General features: G+C 63.0%; 16 protein-coding genes. 6 read left to right on the top strand and 10 right to left on the bottom strand.

Features of this window, described 5'->3' with window-relative positions:
- Positions 1-202: 202 nt before the first annotated feature.
- Positions 203-2,323: an amidohydrolase family protein gene (locus IV454_RS09450; RefSeq protein WP_206091273.1), complete on the bottom strand. Its 2,121-nt coding sequence runs from the start codon at positions 2,321-2,323 to the stop codon at positions 203-205.
- 295 nt (positions 2,324-2,618) lie between these two features.
- Here IV454_RS09450 and IV454_RS09445 point away from each other — a divergent pair, with 295 nt between their 5' ends.
- Entirely contained in the window at positions 2,619-3,917 is a 1,299-nt protein-coding gene (locus IV454_RS09445) for an IS4 family transposase (protein ID WP_206091272.1), read from the top strand.
- A 247-nt stretch (positions 3,918-4,164) separates the two neighbouring features.
- On the opposite strand, the gene IV454_RS09440 is transcribed toward IV454_RS09445, so the two are convergent.
- The 4 genes from IV454_RS09440 to gpmA all read right to left on the bottom strand — a co-directional run bounded on the left by IV454_RS09440 (position 4,165) and on the right by gpmA (position 8,794).
- A complete protein-coding gene (locus IV454_RS09440) occupies positions 4,165-4,917 on the bottom strand; it encodes a HesA/MoeB/ThiF family protein (protein WP_206091271.1) in 753 nt (250 codons plus the stop codon).
- A gap of 37 nt (positions 4,918-4,954) precedes the next feature.
- The gene (locus tag IV454_RS09435; protein ID WP_370663776.1) at positions 4,955-6,448 is read right to left on the bottom strand and encodes a S41 family peptidase; all 1,494 of its coding nucleotides are present in this window, start codon (positions 6,446-6,448) and stop codon (positions 4,955-4,957) included.
- Positions 6,449-6,526: 78 nt separating this feature from the next.
- Positions 6,527-8,044, bottom strand: a complete 1,518-nt coding sequence (locus tag IV454_RS09430) for a murein hydrolase activator EnvC family protein (protein WP_370663775.1) — start codon at positions 8,042-8,044, stop codon at positions 6,527-6,529.
- Positions 8,045-8,047: 3 nt separating this feature from the next.
- The gene (gene gpmA, locus IV454_RS09425) at positions 8,048-8,794 is read right to left on the bottom strand and encodes a 2,3-diphosphoglycerate-dependent phosphoglycerate mutase (protein ID WP_206091269.1); all 747 of its coding nucleotides are present in this window, start codon (positions 8,792-8,794) and stop codon (positions 8,048-8,050) included.
- 145 nt (positions 8,795-8,939) lie between these two features.
- Between gpmA and IV454_RS09420 the strand changes: the two genes are divergently transcribed.
- From IV454_RS09420 to IV454_RS09400, 5 genes are all read left to right on the top strand, one after another.
- Positions 8,940-9,341 (top strand): rhodanese-like domain-containing protein, encoded by a 402-nt coding sequence (locus IV454_RS09420; RefSeq protein WP_206091268.1) that lies wholly within the window; start codon positions 8,940-8,942, stop codon positions 9,339-9,341.
- 13 nt (positions 9,342-9,354) lie between these two features.
- Complete coding sequence (gene grxC / locus IV454_RS09415; RefSeq protein WP_054265675.1) at positions 9,355-9,618, top strand: glutaredoxin 3; 264 nt, start codon at positions 9,355-9,357, stop codon at positions 9,616-9,618.
- Between the two features lie 148 nt (positions 9,619-9,766).
- On the top strand, positions 9,767-10,240 hold the full coding sequence (secB, locus tag IV454_RS09410; RefSeq protein ID WP_206091267.1) for a protein-export chaperone SecB: 474 nt from the start codon (positions 9,767-9,769) through the stop codon (positions 10,238-10,240).
- 121 nt (positions 10,241-10,361) lie between these two features.
- On the top strand, positions 10,362-10,805 hold the full coding sequence (locus IV454_RS09405; protein ID WP_206091266.1) for an SH3 domain-containing protein: 444 nt from the start codon (positions 10,362-10,364) through the stop codon (positions 10,803-10,805).
- A 5-nt stretch (positions 10,806-10,810) separates the two neighbouring features.
- Positions 10,811-11,851, top strand: coding sequence for an NAD(P)H-dependent glycerol-3-phosphate dehydrogenase (locus IV454_RS09400; RefSeq protein ID WP_206091265.1), 1,041 nt, complete (start codon positions 10,811-10,813; stop codon positions 11,849-11,851).
- 51 nt (positions 11,852-11,902) lie between these two features.
- Here IV454_RS09400 and IV454_RS09395 read toward each other — a convergent pair whose 3' ends face one another.
- The 5 genes from IV454_RS09395 to mscL all read right to left on the bottom strand — a co-directional run bounded on the left by IV454_RS09395 (position 11,903) and on the right by mscL (position 15,342).
- On the bottom strand, positions 11,903-12,619 hold the full coding sequence (locus IV454_RS09395; RefSeq protein WP_229522154.1) for a substrate-binding periplasmic protein: 717 nt from the start codon (positions 12,617-12,619) through the stop codon (positions 11,903-11,905).
- Positions 12,620-12,683: 64 nt separating this feature from the next.
- Positions 12,684-13,010: a cupin domain-containing protein gene (locus IV454_RS09390; RefSeq protein WP_206091264.1), complete on the bottom strand. Its 327-nt coding sequence runs from the start codon at positions 13,008-13,010 to the stop codon at positions 12,684-12,686.
- Between the two features lie 11 nt (positions 13,011-13,021).
- Positions 13,022-13,711, bottom strand: coding sequence for a DUF2461 domain-containing protein (locus tag IV454_RS09385; protein ID WP_206091263.1), 690 nt, complete (start codon positions 13,709-13,711; stop codon positions 13,022-13,024).
- Between the two features lie 43 nt (positions 13,712-13,754).
- Positions 13,755-14,909: a trypsin-like peptidase domain-containing protein gene (locus IV454_RS09380; protein ID WP_206091262.1), complete on the bottom strand. Its 1,155-nt coding sequence runs from the start codon at positions 14,907-14,909 to the stop codon at positions 13,755-13,757.
- 13 nt (positions 14,910-14,922) lie between these two features.
- Complete coding sequence (gene mscL, locus IV454_RS09375) at positions 14,923-15,342, bottom strand: large conductance mechanosensitive channel protein MscL (RefSeq protein WP_282961424.1); 420 nt, start codon at positions 15,340-15,342, stop codon at positions 14,923-14,925.
- Between the last annotated feature and the right edge of the window lie 206 nt (positions 15,343-15,548).

Below are 15,548 nucleotides of genomic sequence, written 5' to 3'. Positions count from 1 at the left end.
TTGCGTCATCTTCCTGTCATCTTGCGCAGGCGGGAATCTAAGTTGCCGGGGCGTTATTCAAGTTACCCCGGCAGGGCCGCCGCGCTTCCCGCCAGCGGCGGTAAGGACGGTGCAGGCGCGCCACCGGATTGTAAGTCAGTGTGGCGCCGCCTTCCAGTGATGGACGAATCGACAGCGCCGCCTGGCGCAAGCCGCTTGCCGATCAGTGGTGATGCCTGGCGCCGCTGCCGCTCAGGCGATGCAGCGCGCCCTCGTTGCCGCCTTCGGCCAAGTTGCTCGATACCGGGGCCAGGGTTTTCAGCATCGGCGCATCCTTGACGAAAGGCACGATGCCGAGTGCCTTGTCGACTTCCTGCGGATAGATCACATAGCCGCGCGTGATGACCGCCGCCACCTTGCGGATGTCGCCGATCTGTTTGGTCGGGTCGCCATCGACCAGCACCAGGTCGGCCAGCTTGCCCTGGGTCACCGAACCGCGCTCGCCGCTGGTGCGGGTGTAGCGCGCGCCGTTGCGGGTGGCGACCTGGATCGCCTGGGCTGGCGTGAGGCCGGCCTTGACCAGCAGTTCGAGTTCGGCCTGCAAGGTGAAGCCCGCCATTTCATCGGTGCCGGCCACGATCGGCACGCCGGCCTTGTACAGGCGGCCGACGAAGTCGACCATCTTGGCGTAGGATTTTTCGTAGCGCTTCTGGGCCGCTTCGTCGGCGATCTTCATGGTACCGACATAGAAACCGCGCTTCACATCGGGCGGCATATGGTCGGCCACGGCCGCGAACGGCTCGTTGAGGTCGCCGTCGCGCTGCTTGAGGAAGGCGAAGGTGGCCAGGGTCGGATCGATCACGGTCTGCTGCGCTTTCAGGCGCGCGATGAATTGCTTGACCTTGGCCGACTCGAAGTCCAGGCCCGCCACTTTTTCCGACGGCAGGATGAAGCGTTCCAGGGTGCGCGTTTCGGTTTCCGGCGTGGCCAGGAAGTTGAGCATGACCTGGTTGATGTGCTGGATTTCATCGTAGCCGGCATCGAGCGCTTCGTGCGCGCGCAGGCCGACCGGGATGTGGCCCGACACCCGCATGCCGCGGCTGTGGGCGTAGGCCACGGTGTCCTTGAGGATGGCCTTGGGGAAGGAATTGTAGATTTTCAGCTGCGGATAGCCGTGCTCGGCGTACCAGTCGATCGCGTTTTTGGCGGCCGGCAAATCCTTGACGACGAAGCCGCCGTTCGAGGAAAACGGGCTCTCGCCTTCCAGGAAACCGGCCGGCACCACTTGCGGCGAGAGCAGGCGGCCATCGGCCACTTCGTCGAGCATCTGCTGCATCTGCTCGTTATCGTTGCCCATGTCGCGCACCGTGGTGACACCCGCAGCCAGGTTCAGGCCGCCTTCCCAGCGGCTCACGTGGCCATGCATGTCGAACAGGCCGGGCAGCATGATGCGCCCCGCCGCGTCGATTTCATTGACGGCGCCGCGCACCGGCGCGCCGGCCGGGACGATGGCGCTGATGCGCCCGCGCAGCACGTACACGTCGGACGGCGCGCCGACAGTGGCTTTCTCGCTGTCGAAGATGCGCGCGTTTTTGACCACCGTCAAGCCGGTCAGCTTGTGCTGCAGCTGGCTGGCGAGGTCGGTCAGCATTTTGCTCTCGGCCACTTTCTGGCGCTCGGCCAAGACCTTGGCCACGCCGATCCAGCCTTCTTCGGCGGCGGTCATGAAACCGGGAATGACCATGGCGAACAGGCGCGGCCTGGCATCGGTGGTGGCCCAGTAGAACTGGGGCGACATGCCCAGGCCGGTCTGGGCGAACAGTTGCACCTTGCGCGTCTGGCCGTTGCTGCTGACCTCGACTTCATCGAGCTTGCGCTGGGTCAGGGTGCCGGAAGGCAGCAGCGGCAGGGTGCCGTTGGGGCTGGCGGCCAGGGCGGCGATGGCGATCGAGGCCATTTCGGCCGAGCCGTTCAGGGGCACATACATGGCCGGGCCGGCGATCGACTTCTCGCCTTTTTCCGAGGTCGATTTCCAGATGGCCTGGTCGCCCTTGCGCTCGAAGCGGTCGTCCACCACCGCGCCGTAGGTCGAGTTGCCCTTGACCGTGTACTCGCTCAGGGTGCCGTCGGCGCCGAGGCGGAACTGTTCGCTCAGCTCGGGGCCGCGGCCGTTGTCCTTGTAGATGAAACGCACGCGGGTGAGGCCATCGTCGTCGCGTTCGACGACTTGTTCCCCGATGCGCTTGCCGTTTTCGGCGTGCATCTCGTAGCGGATGGTCTGGGTGGCGGCGTGCGCCGACCAGCTCAAGGCGGCGGCGACAGCGAGGACGAGCGGACGTTTCATGTAATGCATCTCCCTGGACGGAACGTTAGTTATTATGTTTGGGACGCAAGAATAGCACGGGTACGTACGGTCCAGAGCAATGTCATAAAGACAAATGAACAAATGATTATTTTTGGGGCTTAAGGAGGAGAAAATAGACCTCCGTCGTTCCCGCGCAGCCTCCAGTTTCCAAGAAACTCCTCCAATTCCTTAGAACGAGGCAAGTCCAGAGGTTAATGCCGCTAACTTAAGCTCCGTCATTCCCGCGAAGGCGGGAATCCAAGTCCGACGCTCAGCCAACGGCTACGGAGCAAAATTGGGTTCCCGCCTTCGCGCACTGCTGTCCGGAATAAAGTGGGTTGACAACGTTAAAAGGGTTGCAGGTATTGGTTTACGAGGGTTAACCTCTGTTTGCCAACTTAAAAACCAAACCTGCAACATGTTCAGCATAACTACTTTTCAGCGTTTAATGAAGGGGCTCCCGCGAGGAACCTTCGCTCAACTAGTCGAACGGCACAATGCCGACAAATATTGCAAGAAGTTCGGGCATTGGGATCATCTCATTGCCATGCTCTACGCGCAGATCAGTGAGGCGAAGGGGTTGCGACCACTGGAGACTGGCTTCAACAGTCATGTCGCGCATCACTACCATCTTGGTACGTCAGCGATCAAGCGCTCCACCTTGGCTGACGCCAATGAGAATCGATCTGACACGGTGTTTAGTGATACCGCTGCCTGGTTGATGGGGAAGGTGTCGCGTAAGCTGCGCCAGCAAAGCAATGATCTGATGTATTTGCTTGACTCCACCTCGTTGACGTTGAAGGGACGGGAGTTTGAGAGGTGGACGCCCGAGAATAGCACTCGCAATACGCAAGGCTTGAAGCTGCACGTTTTGTATGATGCCCATGATGCAATCCCTGTCTGGCACGACATTAGCCACCCCAACGTCAATGACGTTGAACGGGCAGTTGACGTACCGCTCGAAGCGAACGCGCTCTATGTATTTGACAAGGGCTATTGCGATTTCAATTGGTGGAAATCCATTGACGAGGCCAACGCGCGCTTTGTTACTCGTTTCAAGAACAACGCCGCTGTCAACGTCCTGCAGAAATCGGACATCCCTGCTGATGATGCGCACATCGTGCTCAGCGACGAAATCGTTACTTTCAAGCACAAACGGCTCGGCGGAAAACGGATCAATCTCTACTTTGGGAAGCCTTTGCGCCGTGTCATCGTGGCGCGGCCGAACAAAGATACGCCCATCGTTCTGGCTACTAACGACTTCGACAGTAGTGCCATGGAAATTGCCCAGCACTACAAAAAGCGCTGGGCAATCGAGCTGTTCTTCAAATGGATCAAGCAGCACCTCAAGATCAAGCAGTTCCTCGGACGATCTGAAAACGCGGTCCGGATTCAGATACTTACCGCTCTCATCAGTTATTTGTTGGTTGCACTGTTCAACGAGTCCAACCGTGTGAAACGGACCCTGTGGGATTGCCTTTGCTTCGTCCGCGCAACCCTATTTCAACGTACGGACACCGAAGATTTACATGATCGCCGACGACGACAAGCGGCGCACGAATTCGCAGAAATTCAAGGATGCCTCTTCTCGTGAGCGCGTCAAGAAAATTATTCCGGACGACAGTGCGCCTTCGCGGGAACGACGGTTTTGACGTTTGTGATCAGAAATCCGCTAACCTAACGCCCCTAAGTTCAGAAGCCAGTTCTTGGAGAGGCGGGAACCCAAGTTCGTACCGTAGCTACAGGCGGCTCGACTAACTTGGGGGGGACGCATGCGTCCCCGCCTTCGCGGGAACGACGGTTTTTCGTTTAACGGTGCGAAAGAGGCGCTAGCAGATATGCTACCCGGCGCACCCGCACACCGGGCACCCCGCATTACGCGCCACGCCGATGCTGGTCCACTCCATGCCGCGCCCGTCGAGCAGCAGCAGGCGTCCGGCCAAGGATTGGCCGACCTGCATCACCAGCTTGAGCGCCTCGGCCGCCTGCATCGCGCCAATCACGCCCACCAGCGGCGCGAACACCCCCATGCTGCTGCAGGCGGCATCCTCGAAACCCTGGTCTTGCGGGAACAGGCAGCTGTAGCACGGCGAATCGGCGCGGCGCGGATCGAACACGCTGATCTGGCCGTCGAAGCGGATCACCGCGCCCGACACCAGCGGCACGCGCCGCGCCACGCAGGCGCGGTTGACGGCGTGGCGGGTAGCGAAGTTGTCGCTGCAATCGAGCACCACCGACGCCTGCGCCACCAGCTCGGCCAGACGGGCATCGCCGGCCCGCTCGCGCAGCGCCACTACCTCGATCTCGGGATTGATGGCCAGCAGCGCGGCACGTCCGGACTCGGCCTTGGGCTGGCCGATGCGCGCGCTGGTATGCAGAATCTGGCGTTGCAGGTTGGTCAGGTCGACCACATCGTCGTCGACCAGCACGATGCGCCCGATCCCGGCCGAAGCCAGGTACAGCGCCGCCGGCGAACCGAGCCCGCCGGCGCCGATGACGAGGGCGCTGGCCGCCAGCGCCCGCTGCTGGCCTTCGATGCCGATCTCGTCGAGCAGGATGTGGCGCGAATAGCGCAGCAGCTGGTCGTCGTTCATCGGGTGCCGATGCTGGTGATGGTACGACTGCGGCGCATTATTTTTTGACGCCTTTGTTCAGCTCCGGCACTTTCACGTCCGGCACCGGCTTGACGGCGCCCTTGTCCTTGGCCTTGTCGGCTTCCTTGTCGTGCACCACCTCGACTTTCGACAGTTTGACCGGCAAGCCCTTGAACTGGTTCAGGGCCTGGGCCAGCTGGAAGTCATCCTTGCTGCCGAATTCGAGCGGCTTGCGGGTGCGCGCGAGCGCCTGGGCATGCTGGTCTTCTTCGAGTTCGTCGCGGCGCGCCCTGGCCGGATCGATGCTGTCCTTGCCGCTGCCGTCGGACAAGTGTTTTTCCAGGTCGGCTTCGCGCACGCGCAGGCTGTTCAAACCGTCGCCGTCGGCGGTTTCGTCGACCATCACGTCAGGCACGATGCCCTTGGCCTGGATCGAGCGGCCGCTCGGGGTGAAGTAGCGCGCGGTGGTGAGCTTGACGGCGGTATCCTTGGTGAGCGGGCGCAGGGTTTGCACCGAGCCCTTGCCGAAGGTCTGGGTACCCATGATGATGGCGCGCTTGTAATCCTGGAGGGCGCCGGCGACGATTTCCGAGGCCGAGGCCGAGCCGGTGTTGACCAGCACGATCATCGGCACGTTCTTGAGCGCGGCCGGCAGCTTGGCCAGCGGATCGGCGCCGCTGCGGGCGGCGTAAAACTCGCGCCGGCCGTAGAACACTTCGTTCGAGTCGCGGCGCTGGCCGGCGGTCGAGACGATCGGCTTGTCATGCGGCAGGAACGCGGCCGACACGCCGATCGCGCCCGGCAGCAAGCCGCCCGGATCGTTGCGCAAGTCCAGCACCAGGCCCTTGAGCTTGGGGTCCTGGGCGTACAGCGCGTTGACCTTTTTCACCATGTCGTCCACGGTCTGTTCCTGGAACTGGCTGATGCGCAGCCAGCCGTAGCCCGGTTCGACCATCTTGGCCTTGACGCTCTGGACCCGGATTTCCTCGCGCATCAGCGGCACGATCCACGGCATGTCGTCGCCCTTGCGCGCGATGGTCAGCACTACCTTGCTTTTCGGCTCGCCGCGCATTTTCTTGATCGCTTCGTCCAGGGACATGCCCTTGATCGGGGTGCTGTCGATGCGGGTGATCAGGTCGCCCGCCTTGATACCGGCGCGAAAGGCCGGCGAATCTTCGATCGGGGTGACGATCTTGACGTAGCCTTCTTCCATGGCCACTTCGATGCCGAGGCCGACGAAACGGCCCTGCATGCTTTCCTGCATTTCACGCAGGGCTTTTTTGTCGAGGTAGACCGAGTGCGGGTCGAGCGAGGCCACCATGCCGCTGATCGCTTCGGACAGCAGCTTGCTGTCTTCGACCGGCTCGACATAATCGGTCTTGATGAGGCCGAAGACATCGGTGAGCTGGCGCAGCTCGTCGAGCGGCAGGGGCGCGCTGCCGGGTTTTTGGGCCATGGCCGAAAACTGGAAGGACGCGGCGACGCCGGCCACCATGCCAAAGCCGATCAGGCCGATACTTTTGACTTTCATTCTTACACCCATTCTTCATACTGTCGGCAGCAACGCCGAAGCGCGGGCGGACCGCATGATCCGCCCGACTTTGTTGACCTAAAAGTTCACCCAGAGCGCCGGATCGACCGCCGCGCCTTTGTGCCTGATTTCAAAGTATAGCCCCGATTCTTCGTTGCCGCCGGTGTTTCCCGCGCTGGCGATCGGGTCGCCGCCCTTGACTGCATCGCCCTCGCGTTTCAGCAGCGCCTGGTTGTTGCCGTAGATGGAGAGGTATTCGCTGCCATGGTCGACCAGGATCAGGTTGCCGAAGCCGCGCATCCAGCGCGCGAACACCACCCGCCCGCCGGCCACGGCGCGCACTTCGCTGCCTTCGGCGGCCTTGATGAACATGCCTTTCCAGCTCGGCCCGCTGCCGCGCTTGGCGCCGAAGCGGGCCGCCAGCTTGCCGGCCACCGGCGCGCGCAGCTTGCCGCGCAGGCTGGCGAAAGCGCCTTCCGGCATGGCTGGAGCGAGCGCGATGTCGGGTTTGCGCGGCGGCGTCGCTTCCGGCTTCGGCTCGGGTGTCTGCGCGGCCACGGGCGGCTCGTCGTCGATCGGATCCATCGGTAGCGGCACCGGGACTGGGACCGGCGGGATCTTGGCGCCAGTGCGCGGATCGAGCTTGGGCGGCTTTTTGGCCGCTTCGCGCGCAAGGCGTTCGCGCTCGCGTTCGCGTTCACGTTCGCGCTCGGCGCGGCGTTCGGCCTTTTTCGCCTCAGCCAGCAGGCGCGCCTGTTCGGCGGCCTTGGCGTGCGCGGCGGCCAGCGCTTCCTGGCGGCGCTGCTCGGCGGCCGCCGCTTCGGCCTGTTCCTTGATCAGTTTGGAGAGCTTGTCGACCAGCCCGGCCATGCGCTGTTCGTCGCGCTCCAGGCCGCCGATTTCCTTGCGCTGCTCGGCCAGCCGGTTCGACAGGGTGCCGAGCAAGGCGGCGCGGCGCGCCTTTTCCTTTTCCAGCACGGCTTTCTGTTCGCGCTCTTCCTGGGCGATTTCATCGAGTTCCTCGCGCGCGTTTTCGGCCTTGTCGCGGTTGCTGGCGACGGCGGCCAGGTTGCCGTGCAGCGAACCGAGCAGCTTGGCCTGGGCCTTGGACACATAGGCCATCAATTGCAGGTCGCGGTTGATGCGGTTCGGATTGTCGCCCGAGAGCAGCAGCTTGATACGGTCTTCATTGCCGGCAACGTATTGCTCGCGCAATAGGCGCGCCAGTTGCTGTTTCTGGCTGGCGATGGTGTCGGCCAGCCGCTGTTGCGCCGCGGCCAGTTCGGCCACGGTGGCATTCGTCTCGCTCTGTTCGCCGGCGAGCTCGCGCAGCACGCGGTTGGCGTTGGAAATGGCTTCCTCGGACTCGGCCAGGGTATCGGCCGCGTCCTCGCGTTCGCTTTCGGTCTTGCTGACTTCGCGCTTGAGTTCGGCCAGTTTTTGCTGGATGCCGGCGCGCGTCTTCTCCGCCAGCACTTTCTGCTTGCTGCGCTCGGTTTGGCGGGGAGCAGGCGCGGCGGCGGCACTGCACGTGAATACGGCCGCGAGCGCGCACAACAGCGCCCCGGCCGCCAACTGCGTCGAATTACGATACAAAACTTACTTGGCCTTCCCTTGGTTGGCCACGGCCGCGACGGCGGCGGCGATGGCGTCCTGGTCGCCCAGGTAGTAATGGCGGATCGGTTTCAGGTCGGCGTCGAGCTCGTACACCAGCGGCTGGCCGTTGGGAATGTTGAGGCCGACGATATCCTCATCGCTGATGCCGTCGAGCATTTTGATCAGGGCGCGCAAGCTGTTGCCGTGGGCCGAGATCAGGATTTTCTTGCCGGCGCGGATGGCAGGGGCGATTTCCTCATCCCACACCGGCATCACGCGCGCCACAGTGTCTTTCAGGCATTCGGTCAGGGGAATGCTGTCCTTGGGCACGCCGGCATAGCGCGGATCGTTGAACGAGGTGCGCTCGTCGGACCTTTCCAGCGCCGGCGGCGGGGTGTCGTAGCTGCGGCGCCAGACCAGCACCTGGGCGTCGCCGTACTTGGCCGCGGTTTCGCCCTTGTCCAGGCCTTGCAGGGCGCCGTAGTGGCGCTCGTTCAAGCGCCAGTCATTCTTGATCGGCAGCCACATCATGTCCATGTCGTCGAGCGCCAGCCACAAGGTGCGGATGGCGCGCTTGAGCACCGAGGTGTAGGCCACGTCGAAGGTAAAGCCGGCTTCCTTGAGCACCTGGCCGGCGCTGCGCGCTTCGCGCACGCCTTTTTCGGTCAGGTCGACGTCAGTCCAGCCGGTGAAGCGGTTCTCAAGATTCCAGGTCGATTCGCCGTGGCGCATGAAGACAATTTTGTACATAAGCAATTTTCAAGAAGGTGGAAGAAGAAAAAGGTGATGCGACATTGGTGAATGCAAACTGCAAAGCGTCAGTGTAAACGGTAAGTGTAAACAGATTCGGCTTCTATTTTATAATGCGCGGATTGTCCTAAACCATTGGAACCCCGTGAAATTCATTATTGACAATATTTTTATCGTCAGCATCGTCGTGCTGTCGGGTGGCGCCCTGCTCTGGCCGGCGCTGCTTCCGCGCGGCAAACGCGCTTCCACCTTGCAGGTGACCCAGCTCATGAACCGCGGCAAGACCGTGCTGGTGGACGTGCGCGATGCCGAGGAATTTGCCAAAGGGCATTTGCGCGACGCGAAAAACATTCCGCTGGCAGACTTGTCGTCCCGCATTGCCGAGCTCGACAAAGCGAAAAACAAGACCATCGTCGTCATGTGCCAGACCGGCGCGCGTGCCGACAAGGCCACCAAGATCCTCGAAGCGGCCGGTTTTGCCGACGTGTTCAGCCTCGATGGCGGCCTGACCGCATGGCAAGCCGCTGGCTTGCCGACCGCTAAGTAAGAAAGGAAACACCATGACAGCCCATGTAGTGCTCTACCATACCGCCTCCTGCCCGTACTGCGTGCGCGCCGAACGCTTGCTCGAAGCGAAGGGCGTGACCGATATCGAGAAGATCCGCGTCGACCTCGACCCGGAACAGAAAGTGGTCATGATGAACAAGACCGGACGCCGCACCGTGCCCCAGATTTACGTGGGCGACACCCATGTCGGCGGTTTCGACGATTTGTATGCGCTGGATCAACAAGGACGCCTCGATCCCTTGTTAAAAGGGGTTTGAGCGGCATATAGACCCGAATGCAAGTCGATTGATTGCGCAAAACTATTTCAAGCCGTATGATTTTGCTACAATTGCCGTCGCGTTTGAAGTCCAAGCACAGAGGGAACGGCGTGTCGCCGTTCTGTTAATTTCTCAACGAAAGCGTTCCATGTCTGACGAAAATCTGCAACCCGTATTCCAAATCCAACGCGTCTACCTGAAAGACATGTCGCTGGAACAGCCGAATTCCCCAGCTATCTTCCTCGAACAAGAAGCACCGTCGATCGAAGTGTCGCTCGACGTTGGCGCCGAGGCGATCGCCGACGGCATCTACGAGTCGACCGTCACCATCACCGTGACCGCCAAGGTCAAGGACAAGGTTGCGTTCCTGGTTGAAGGCAAGCAAGCCGGTATCTTTGAAGCGCGCAACATCCCTGCGGACCAGATGGATCCCCTGCTGGGAATCGGTTGCCCGAACATCGTTTACCCTTACCTGCGCGGCAATATCGCCGACGTGATCACCCGTGCCGGCTTCCCGCCTGTGCATCTGGCCGAAATCAATTTCGAAGTGTTTTACCAGCAGCGTCGTCAGGCGCTGGCTGAAGCAGCCGCCGCTGCCCCAGCAGACAGCGCAGCACACTAAGCACGACCGCAGGGTGGCCAGGCCGCCCGCGCGCATGCGCTGCGCGCGGGTCCTGTCCGGGCACGGCTCGCGCCGGCGCCGCGGCCGCTCCATCCTGCACTCTCACGGCGAAGGCCACGCAATGACAATTCCCCGTTTTCTCCTCAGTGCCGCCTTCGTGCTGGCAAGTGCTTCGGCGCACGCCCTCGATTTCAAGAGCATCGGCGCGGCCAGCACCATCCTGTACGACGCGCCCTCCGTCAAGGGCGGCAAGCTGTTCATCGCCGTGCGCGGCATGCCGGTCGAAGTCGTGCTCACCTATGGCGAATGGGTCAGGGTGCGCGATGCGAATGGCGACCTGGCCTGGGCCGAAGCGAAGGCGCTCAGCCCGCGCCGCAATGTGGTGGTGCGCACCGCCAACGCCAAGGTGCGCGCCGGAACCGACAGCGATGCCACCCTCTTGATGACCGCCGACAAGGGCGTGCTGCTGGAACTGGTCGACCCCCAGCCCGCGAGCTGGATCAAGGTGCGCCATCGTGACGGCATCAGCGGCTTTATCCGCGCTGCCGACGTGTGGGGCATCTGAGTCCCATGCCGACCAGCGCCTCCCCCCTTGCGCCACGCAAGATTACCGTCCTGGGCGCCGGCGCCTGGGGCACGGCGGTCGCCATCGCCCTGGCGGCGCGCCATGAGGTGCTGATGTGGGGCCGCAATGGCGGCGCCATGCAGGCCATGGCCCACGCGCGCGAGAACAGCGCCTACCTGTCCGGCTGTGCCTTTCCGGCCGGGCTGCAGGTGACGGCCGACTTCGACACTGCGCTGGCCCATGTGCTGGACACGCCCGAGGCAGAGGCGCCGCTGCTGATCGCCGCCTGCCCGGTGGCCGGGCTGCGGCCGCTGCTGATGCAGCTTAAACCCCACGCAATCTCGCACATCGTCTGGCTTTGCAAGGGATTCGAGGGCGATACCGGCCTGCTGCCGCACCAGGTGGTGGCCGAGGTGCTGGGCGACCAGGTGGCGGGCGGGGCCTTGTCTGGCCCCTCGTTCGCGCAGGAAGTGGCGCGCGGCCTGCCGTGCGCGCTGACGGTGGCGTCGCGCTCGGACATGCTGCGCGAGCGGGTGGTGTCCACCGTTCATGGCGGCAATATCCGCGTGTATTCCTGCGACGACCTGGTCGGCGTGGAAGTGGGCGGCGCGGTCAAGAATGTGCTGGCGATTGCCACCGGCGTGGCCGATGGGCTGGGGCTGGGCTTGAATGCGCGCGCCGCCCTGATCACGCGCGGGCTGGCTGAAATTACCCGCCTGGGCATCGCGCTGGGCGGCACCCCGGCGACCTTCATGGGCTTGACCGGGATGGGCGACCTGATTCTCACGTGCACAGGCGACCTGTCGCGCAACCGCAGGGTCGGGCTGGGGCTGGTGCAGGGCAAGGCGCTCGACACTATCGTGGCCGAGCTGGGCCATGTGGCCGAGGGCGTGCCGTGCGCCAGGGCGGTCCGCGCGCTGGCGCACAAGCTGGGGGTGGACATGCCGATCACCAATGCAGTGGCCGGCGTGCTGTTCGATGGCGGCACGCCAAAGGCGATGCTGGCGCAATTGCTGGCGCGCGATCCACGCGATGAATTAAGCTGAGCCGCAAGCCTGGCGCGGCGCTCGCCGCGCCAGCGCCATGCGCGGCCGGCACTAAGGAAGGGTGGCGCGCGCGCCCTGCTTCTGCAACTTCTCGATGGTCTTGTCCGCCTTCATCGCTTGCAGGGCCGTCACCAGCGCCGGCACCAGCGCGGCGTGGTTCTTGTTGACGTAGTGGTAGACCGGGAACGAGGCCAGCGCCGGCGAGAGCACCCGCACCTCGTCGATCTTGAGGGCCTCGGCGACCGCCAGTCCCGCCAGGCGGTTGCCGACCACGATATCGGTGCGTCCCATCGTCAGCTTTTGGAAAGCCTGTTCCATGGTCGGCACCGCTTCGGTCTTCATGCCCTCCGTATTTTCCTTGACGATCTTGATGCCGCGCACATAGCCGATGGTGTACGGCCGCAGGCTGTCCCAGCCGCTGACGACGAAGTCGGTCCCGCGCGTGAAGATCACGATTTCATAGGTGAGCAAGGGCACCGGGACGATCATCAGGTTGGGATACTCCCGTTCCATGCCAACCTTGCGGTACAACTCGCCATCCATCCTGCCTTCGTTGGCCATGACCAGGGTGCGTTCTCCCGGCAGCTTGTGCACCACCAGCACGCGGCCGATGCGGCGGTAGGCTTCCGCCATCACCAGTTCGGCGATGGCGGAGGCCGGATCGCTGCCGATCAGGGTTGATACGTGCATATCGGCCGCGGCGGCGGCGCGCCCCGGGGTCATGACGCTCAAGGCAAGAGCCAGTGTCAGCAAGCTGCGACGGTCCACGATCGTCTCCAGAAATATGCACTCAGCATGATCTTACTCCTTCCGTGGCAGCGTGACACACTAGCTATGTCAGCAAGATGGTCAGCAAGGCCACCGCATCGTCGTTCGCGCGCAAGCCGTGCGGCACGCCGCCCAGCAAGTACAGCAGGTCTCCCGGGCGCAGCACGACGCTCTTGCCGTGCGCATCGCAGACGATCTGGCCCTGCAGGCAGAGCAAGGTGATCTCGCCGTCCACCTTGTGCACCGGCATCTCCCGGTCCTTGGGCAGCACCAGCCGGATCAGTTCCATGTTCCCGGTCTTGGCCAGCGCGACCGAGGTGAAATGGGCGATGTCGTCGTCGCCCCGCTTCAGTGGTATCAGCTCGCCCGAGGCAGCATGTTGTAAGGCCATGACGTTTCCCTTTATTCTTCCGCGTTGCTCATTTCCACCTTGCGCAACCATGTCACCAGCGCAAAGGCATCCTTCAATCCGCGCGCCAGCTGCGGCACCAGCTGCTCCGGTTCATTGAGCTTGAGATCGACCTCGGTCCAGACAAAAAAGCTCTTGAGCTTGAGATACTCGACATGCACGTGCTGCGGATCGAATCCCTTGGGCGGCCGCTGCAGCTTGTCTTCTTCCTGCAAATGGCCGAAGGTGGCGCGCATGGGTTTATTCTTCAGCAATTTGGCAAAGCCTGTCGCATCGTTGACGATCTGCGCGCGGATGGCTGTCAGGCGCGGGGCCGGCGGCAAGTATTCGCCGGCCCCGAACAGCAACTTGCCGCTGCCATCGATCTGAAAATAATACGTCGACCCGCCGCCGGCGCTGGGGCGGCGCAAATCCTTGGGCGTGATGCCGGCCGAAAAACGCGTCTTGTACGGGCTCTTGTCGTTGGCGAAGCGGATGTCGCGGTTGATGCGGAACATCGCTTTCTTGGGATTGCAGGCGGCCACCTGCTGGTCGAACTTGCTCAGTTCGCGGATCAGTTCGGTTACGACTGCCAGGAATTCTTCGCGCAAGATATCGTAGCGCGGTTTGTTCATGATGAACCATGGACGGTTGTTATTCTCGCTTAACTCGGTCAAAAACTGCGTCAGGTCGCGCAAATGCATGCTGTGGGTCCGGAAGGTGAAGGGAAAAAAAGGGAAAGCGACATCACTGCGGCCGCGGGCGCTTGCCGACGGTGACGTCGACCGTGGCCCGGCGGTTCTTGCGCATCACGGTCATTGTAGCCTTGCCGCCGGGCTCAAGCTGCGCGATCAGCTTGAGCGTGTCGACCGTGCCGCCGACCTGCTTGCCGGCCACGGTGAGCACGATGTCGCCGGGGCGCAGGCCGGCGCGGTCGGCCGGGCCGTTGCGCACCACGCCGGCGATGATGGTGCCGCTTTGCTGCGCCAGCCCGAAGCTGTCGGCCAGCTCGGGCGTGATGTCCTGGGTTTCGATGCCGATCCAGCCGCGCACCACGGCGCCGTCGCGGATGATGGCCTCCATCACGGCCTTGGCGGTGGTGACGGGAATGGCGAAGCCGATCCCGACCGAGCCGCCGCTTTCGGAATAGATGGCCGAATTGATGCCGAGCAGGTTGCCGTTGGTATCGACCAGGGCCCCGCCCGAGTTGCCGAAATTGATAGCCGCGTCGGTCTGGATGAAGTTTTCGAACTGGTTGATGTGCAAATTGTTGCGCCCGAGCGCGGAGACGATCCCCAGGGTGACGGTCTGGCCCACGCCGAAGGGATTGCCGATGGCCAGCACCACGTCGCCCACGCGCACGGCCTCGTCGTTGCCGAGCACGATCGCCGGCAGCTTGCGCACACCGATGCGGATGACCGCAAGGTCGGTCTCGGGATCGCTACCGACCAGGCGCGCCGGCCACTTGCGCCCGTCGGCCAGCACCACTTCGATCTGGTCGGCGCCCTCGATGACATGGTTATTGGTCAGGATGTAGCCGTCCGGGCTGACGATCACGCCGGAGCCGAGGCTGGACTGCGGTTCCCCGGGCGGCAGGCGGTCGCCGAAAAAGCGGCGCAAGAAGGGGTCACGCAGGAGCGGATGCGCGCGCCCGAGATTCTTGCTGGTGAGGATGTTGACGACGGCGGGCATGGCGCGCGCGGCCGCCTCGCGGTAGCTGCCCGGGGCCGGCTGCGCGCCCGGCGCCTGCAGCACCGGCACATCGCTGGCGAGCTTGCCCGCTTCGATGCGGCGCGCCGGCAGGGGCGGGCCGAGCCAGCCCGGGCGCAGGGCCGCGGCCACGAAGTACAGCGCCAGGGCCACGGTGACCACCTGGGCGAACAACAGCCATAAGCGCCGCATCGGGCCCTCCGCTCTATTTTTTGAGGGAATCCCGGATCTCGCGCAGCAGCAGCACGTCTTCGGGGGTGGCGGCGGGGGCCACCGCCGGCGCCTCCTCGGCGCGGCGCAGCTTGTTCATCACGCGGATCATCTGGAAAATAATGAAGGCCAGAATGATGAAGTTGAGCAGGATGGTCAGGAAGTTGCCGTAGGCCAGCACCGCACCGGCTTTTTTGGCTTCCGCCAGGGGCAGGTTCATGGCCTGGTTGTTCAGCGGAATATAGTAATTGGCAAAATCGAGGCCGCCGAACAGGCGTCCGATGGGCGGCATGATGATGTCTTGCACCAGGGAATCGACAATCTTGCCGAAAGCGCCACCAATGATGACGCCGACCGCGAGGTCGACCACATTGCCCTTCATAGCAAACTGCCGGAACTCGCTCATCATCGTCATTTTTTGCCCTCTGGTTGTGAAATAGCCATCGAGATCATACCGTACCGCGGTTAGAAACCAAACCGGGCCAGTGGTTCCCCACCGCCGCGATGGCGGCGCGCGGGCGCCCGCAAACGGGCAATTGCCCCCATTGGGCGCCCGAATCGTTTCAAAATGGCGCTGATTCGCTCTTGACAGGCGCGCGTGCAACATTTTTTCTTTAACTC

Origin of the sequence: Massilia antarctica, from assembly GCF_015689335.1 — a bacterium.
GTDB classification, from domain to species: domain Bacteria; phylum Pseudomonadota; class Gammaproteobacteria; order Burkholderiales; family Burkholderiaceae_D; genus Telluria_A; species Telluria_A antarctica.
The sequence above is the reverse complement of the archived record's forward strand: the minus strand, read 5'-3'. Positions and strand labels throughout refer to the sequence as shown.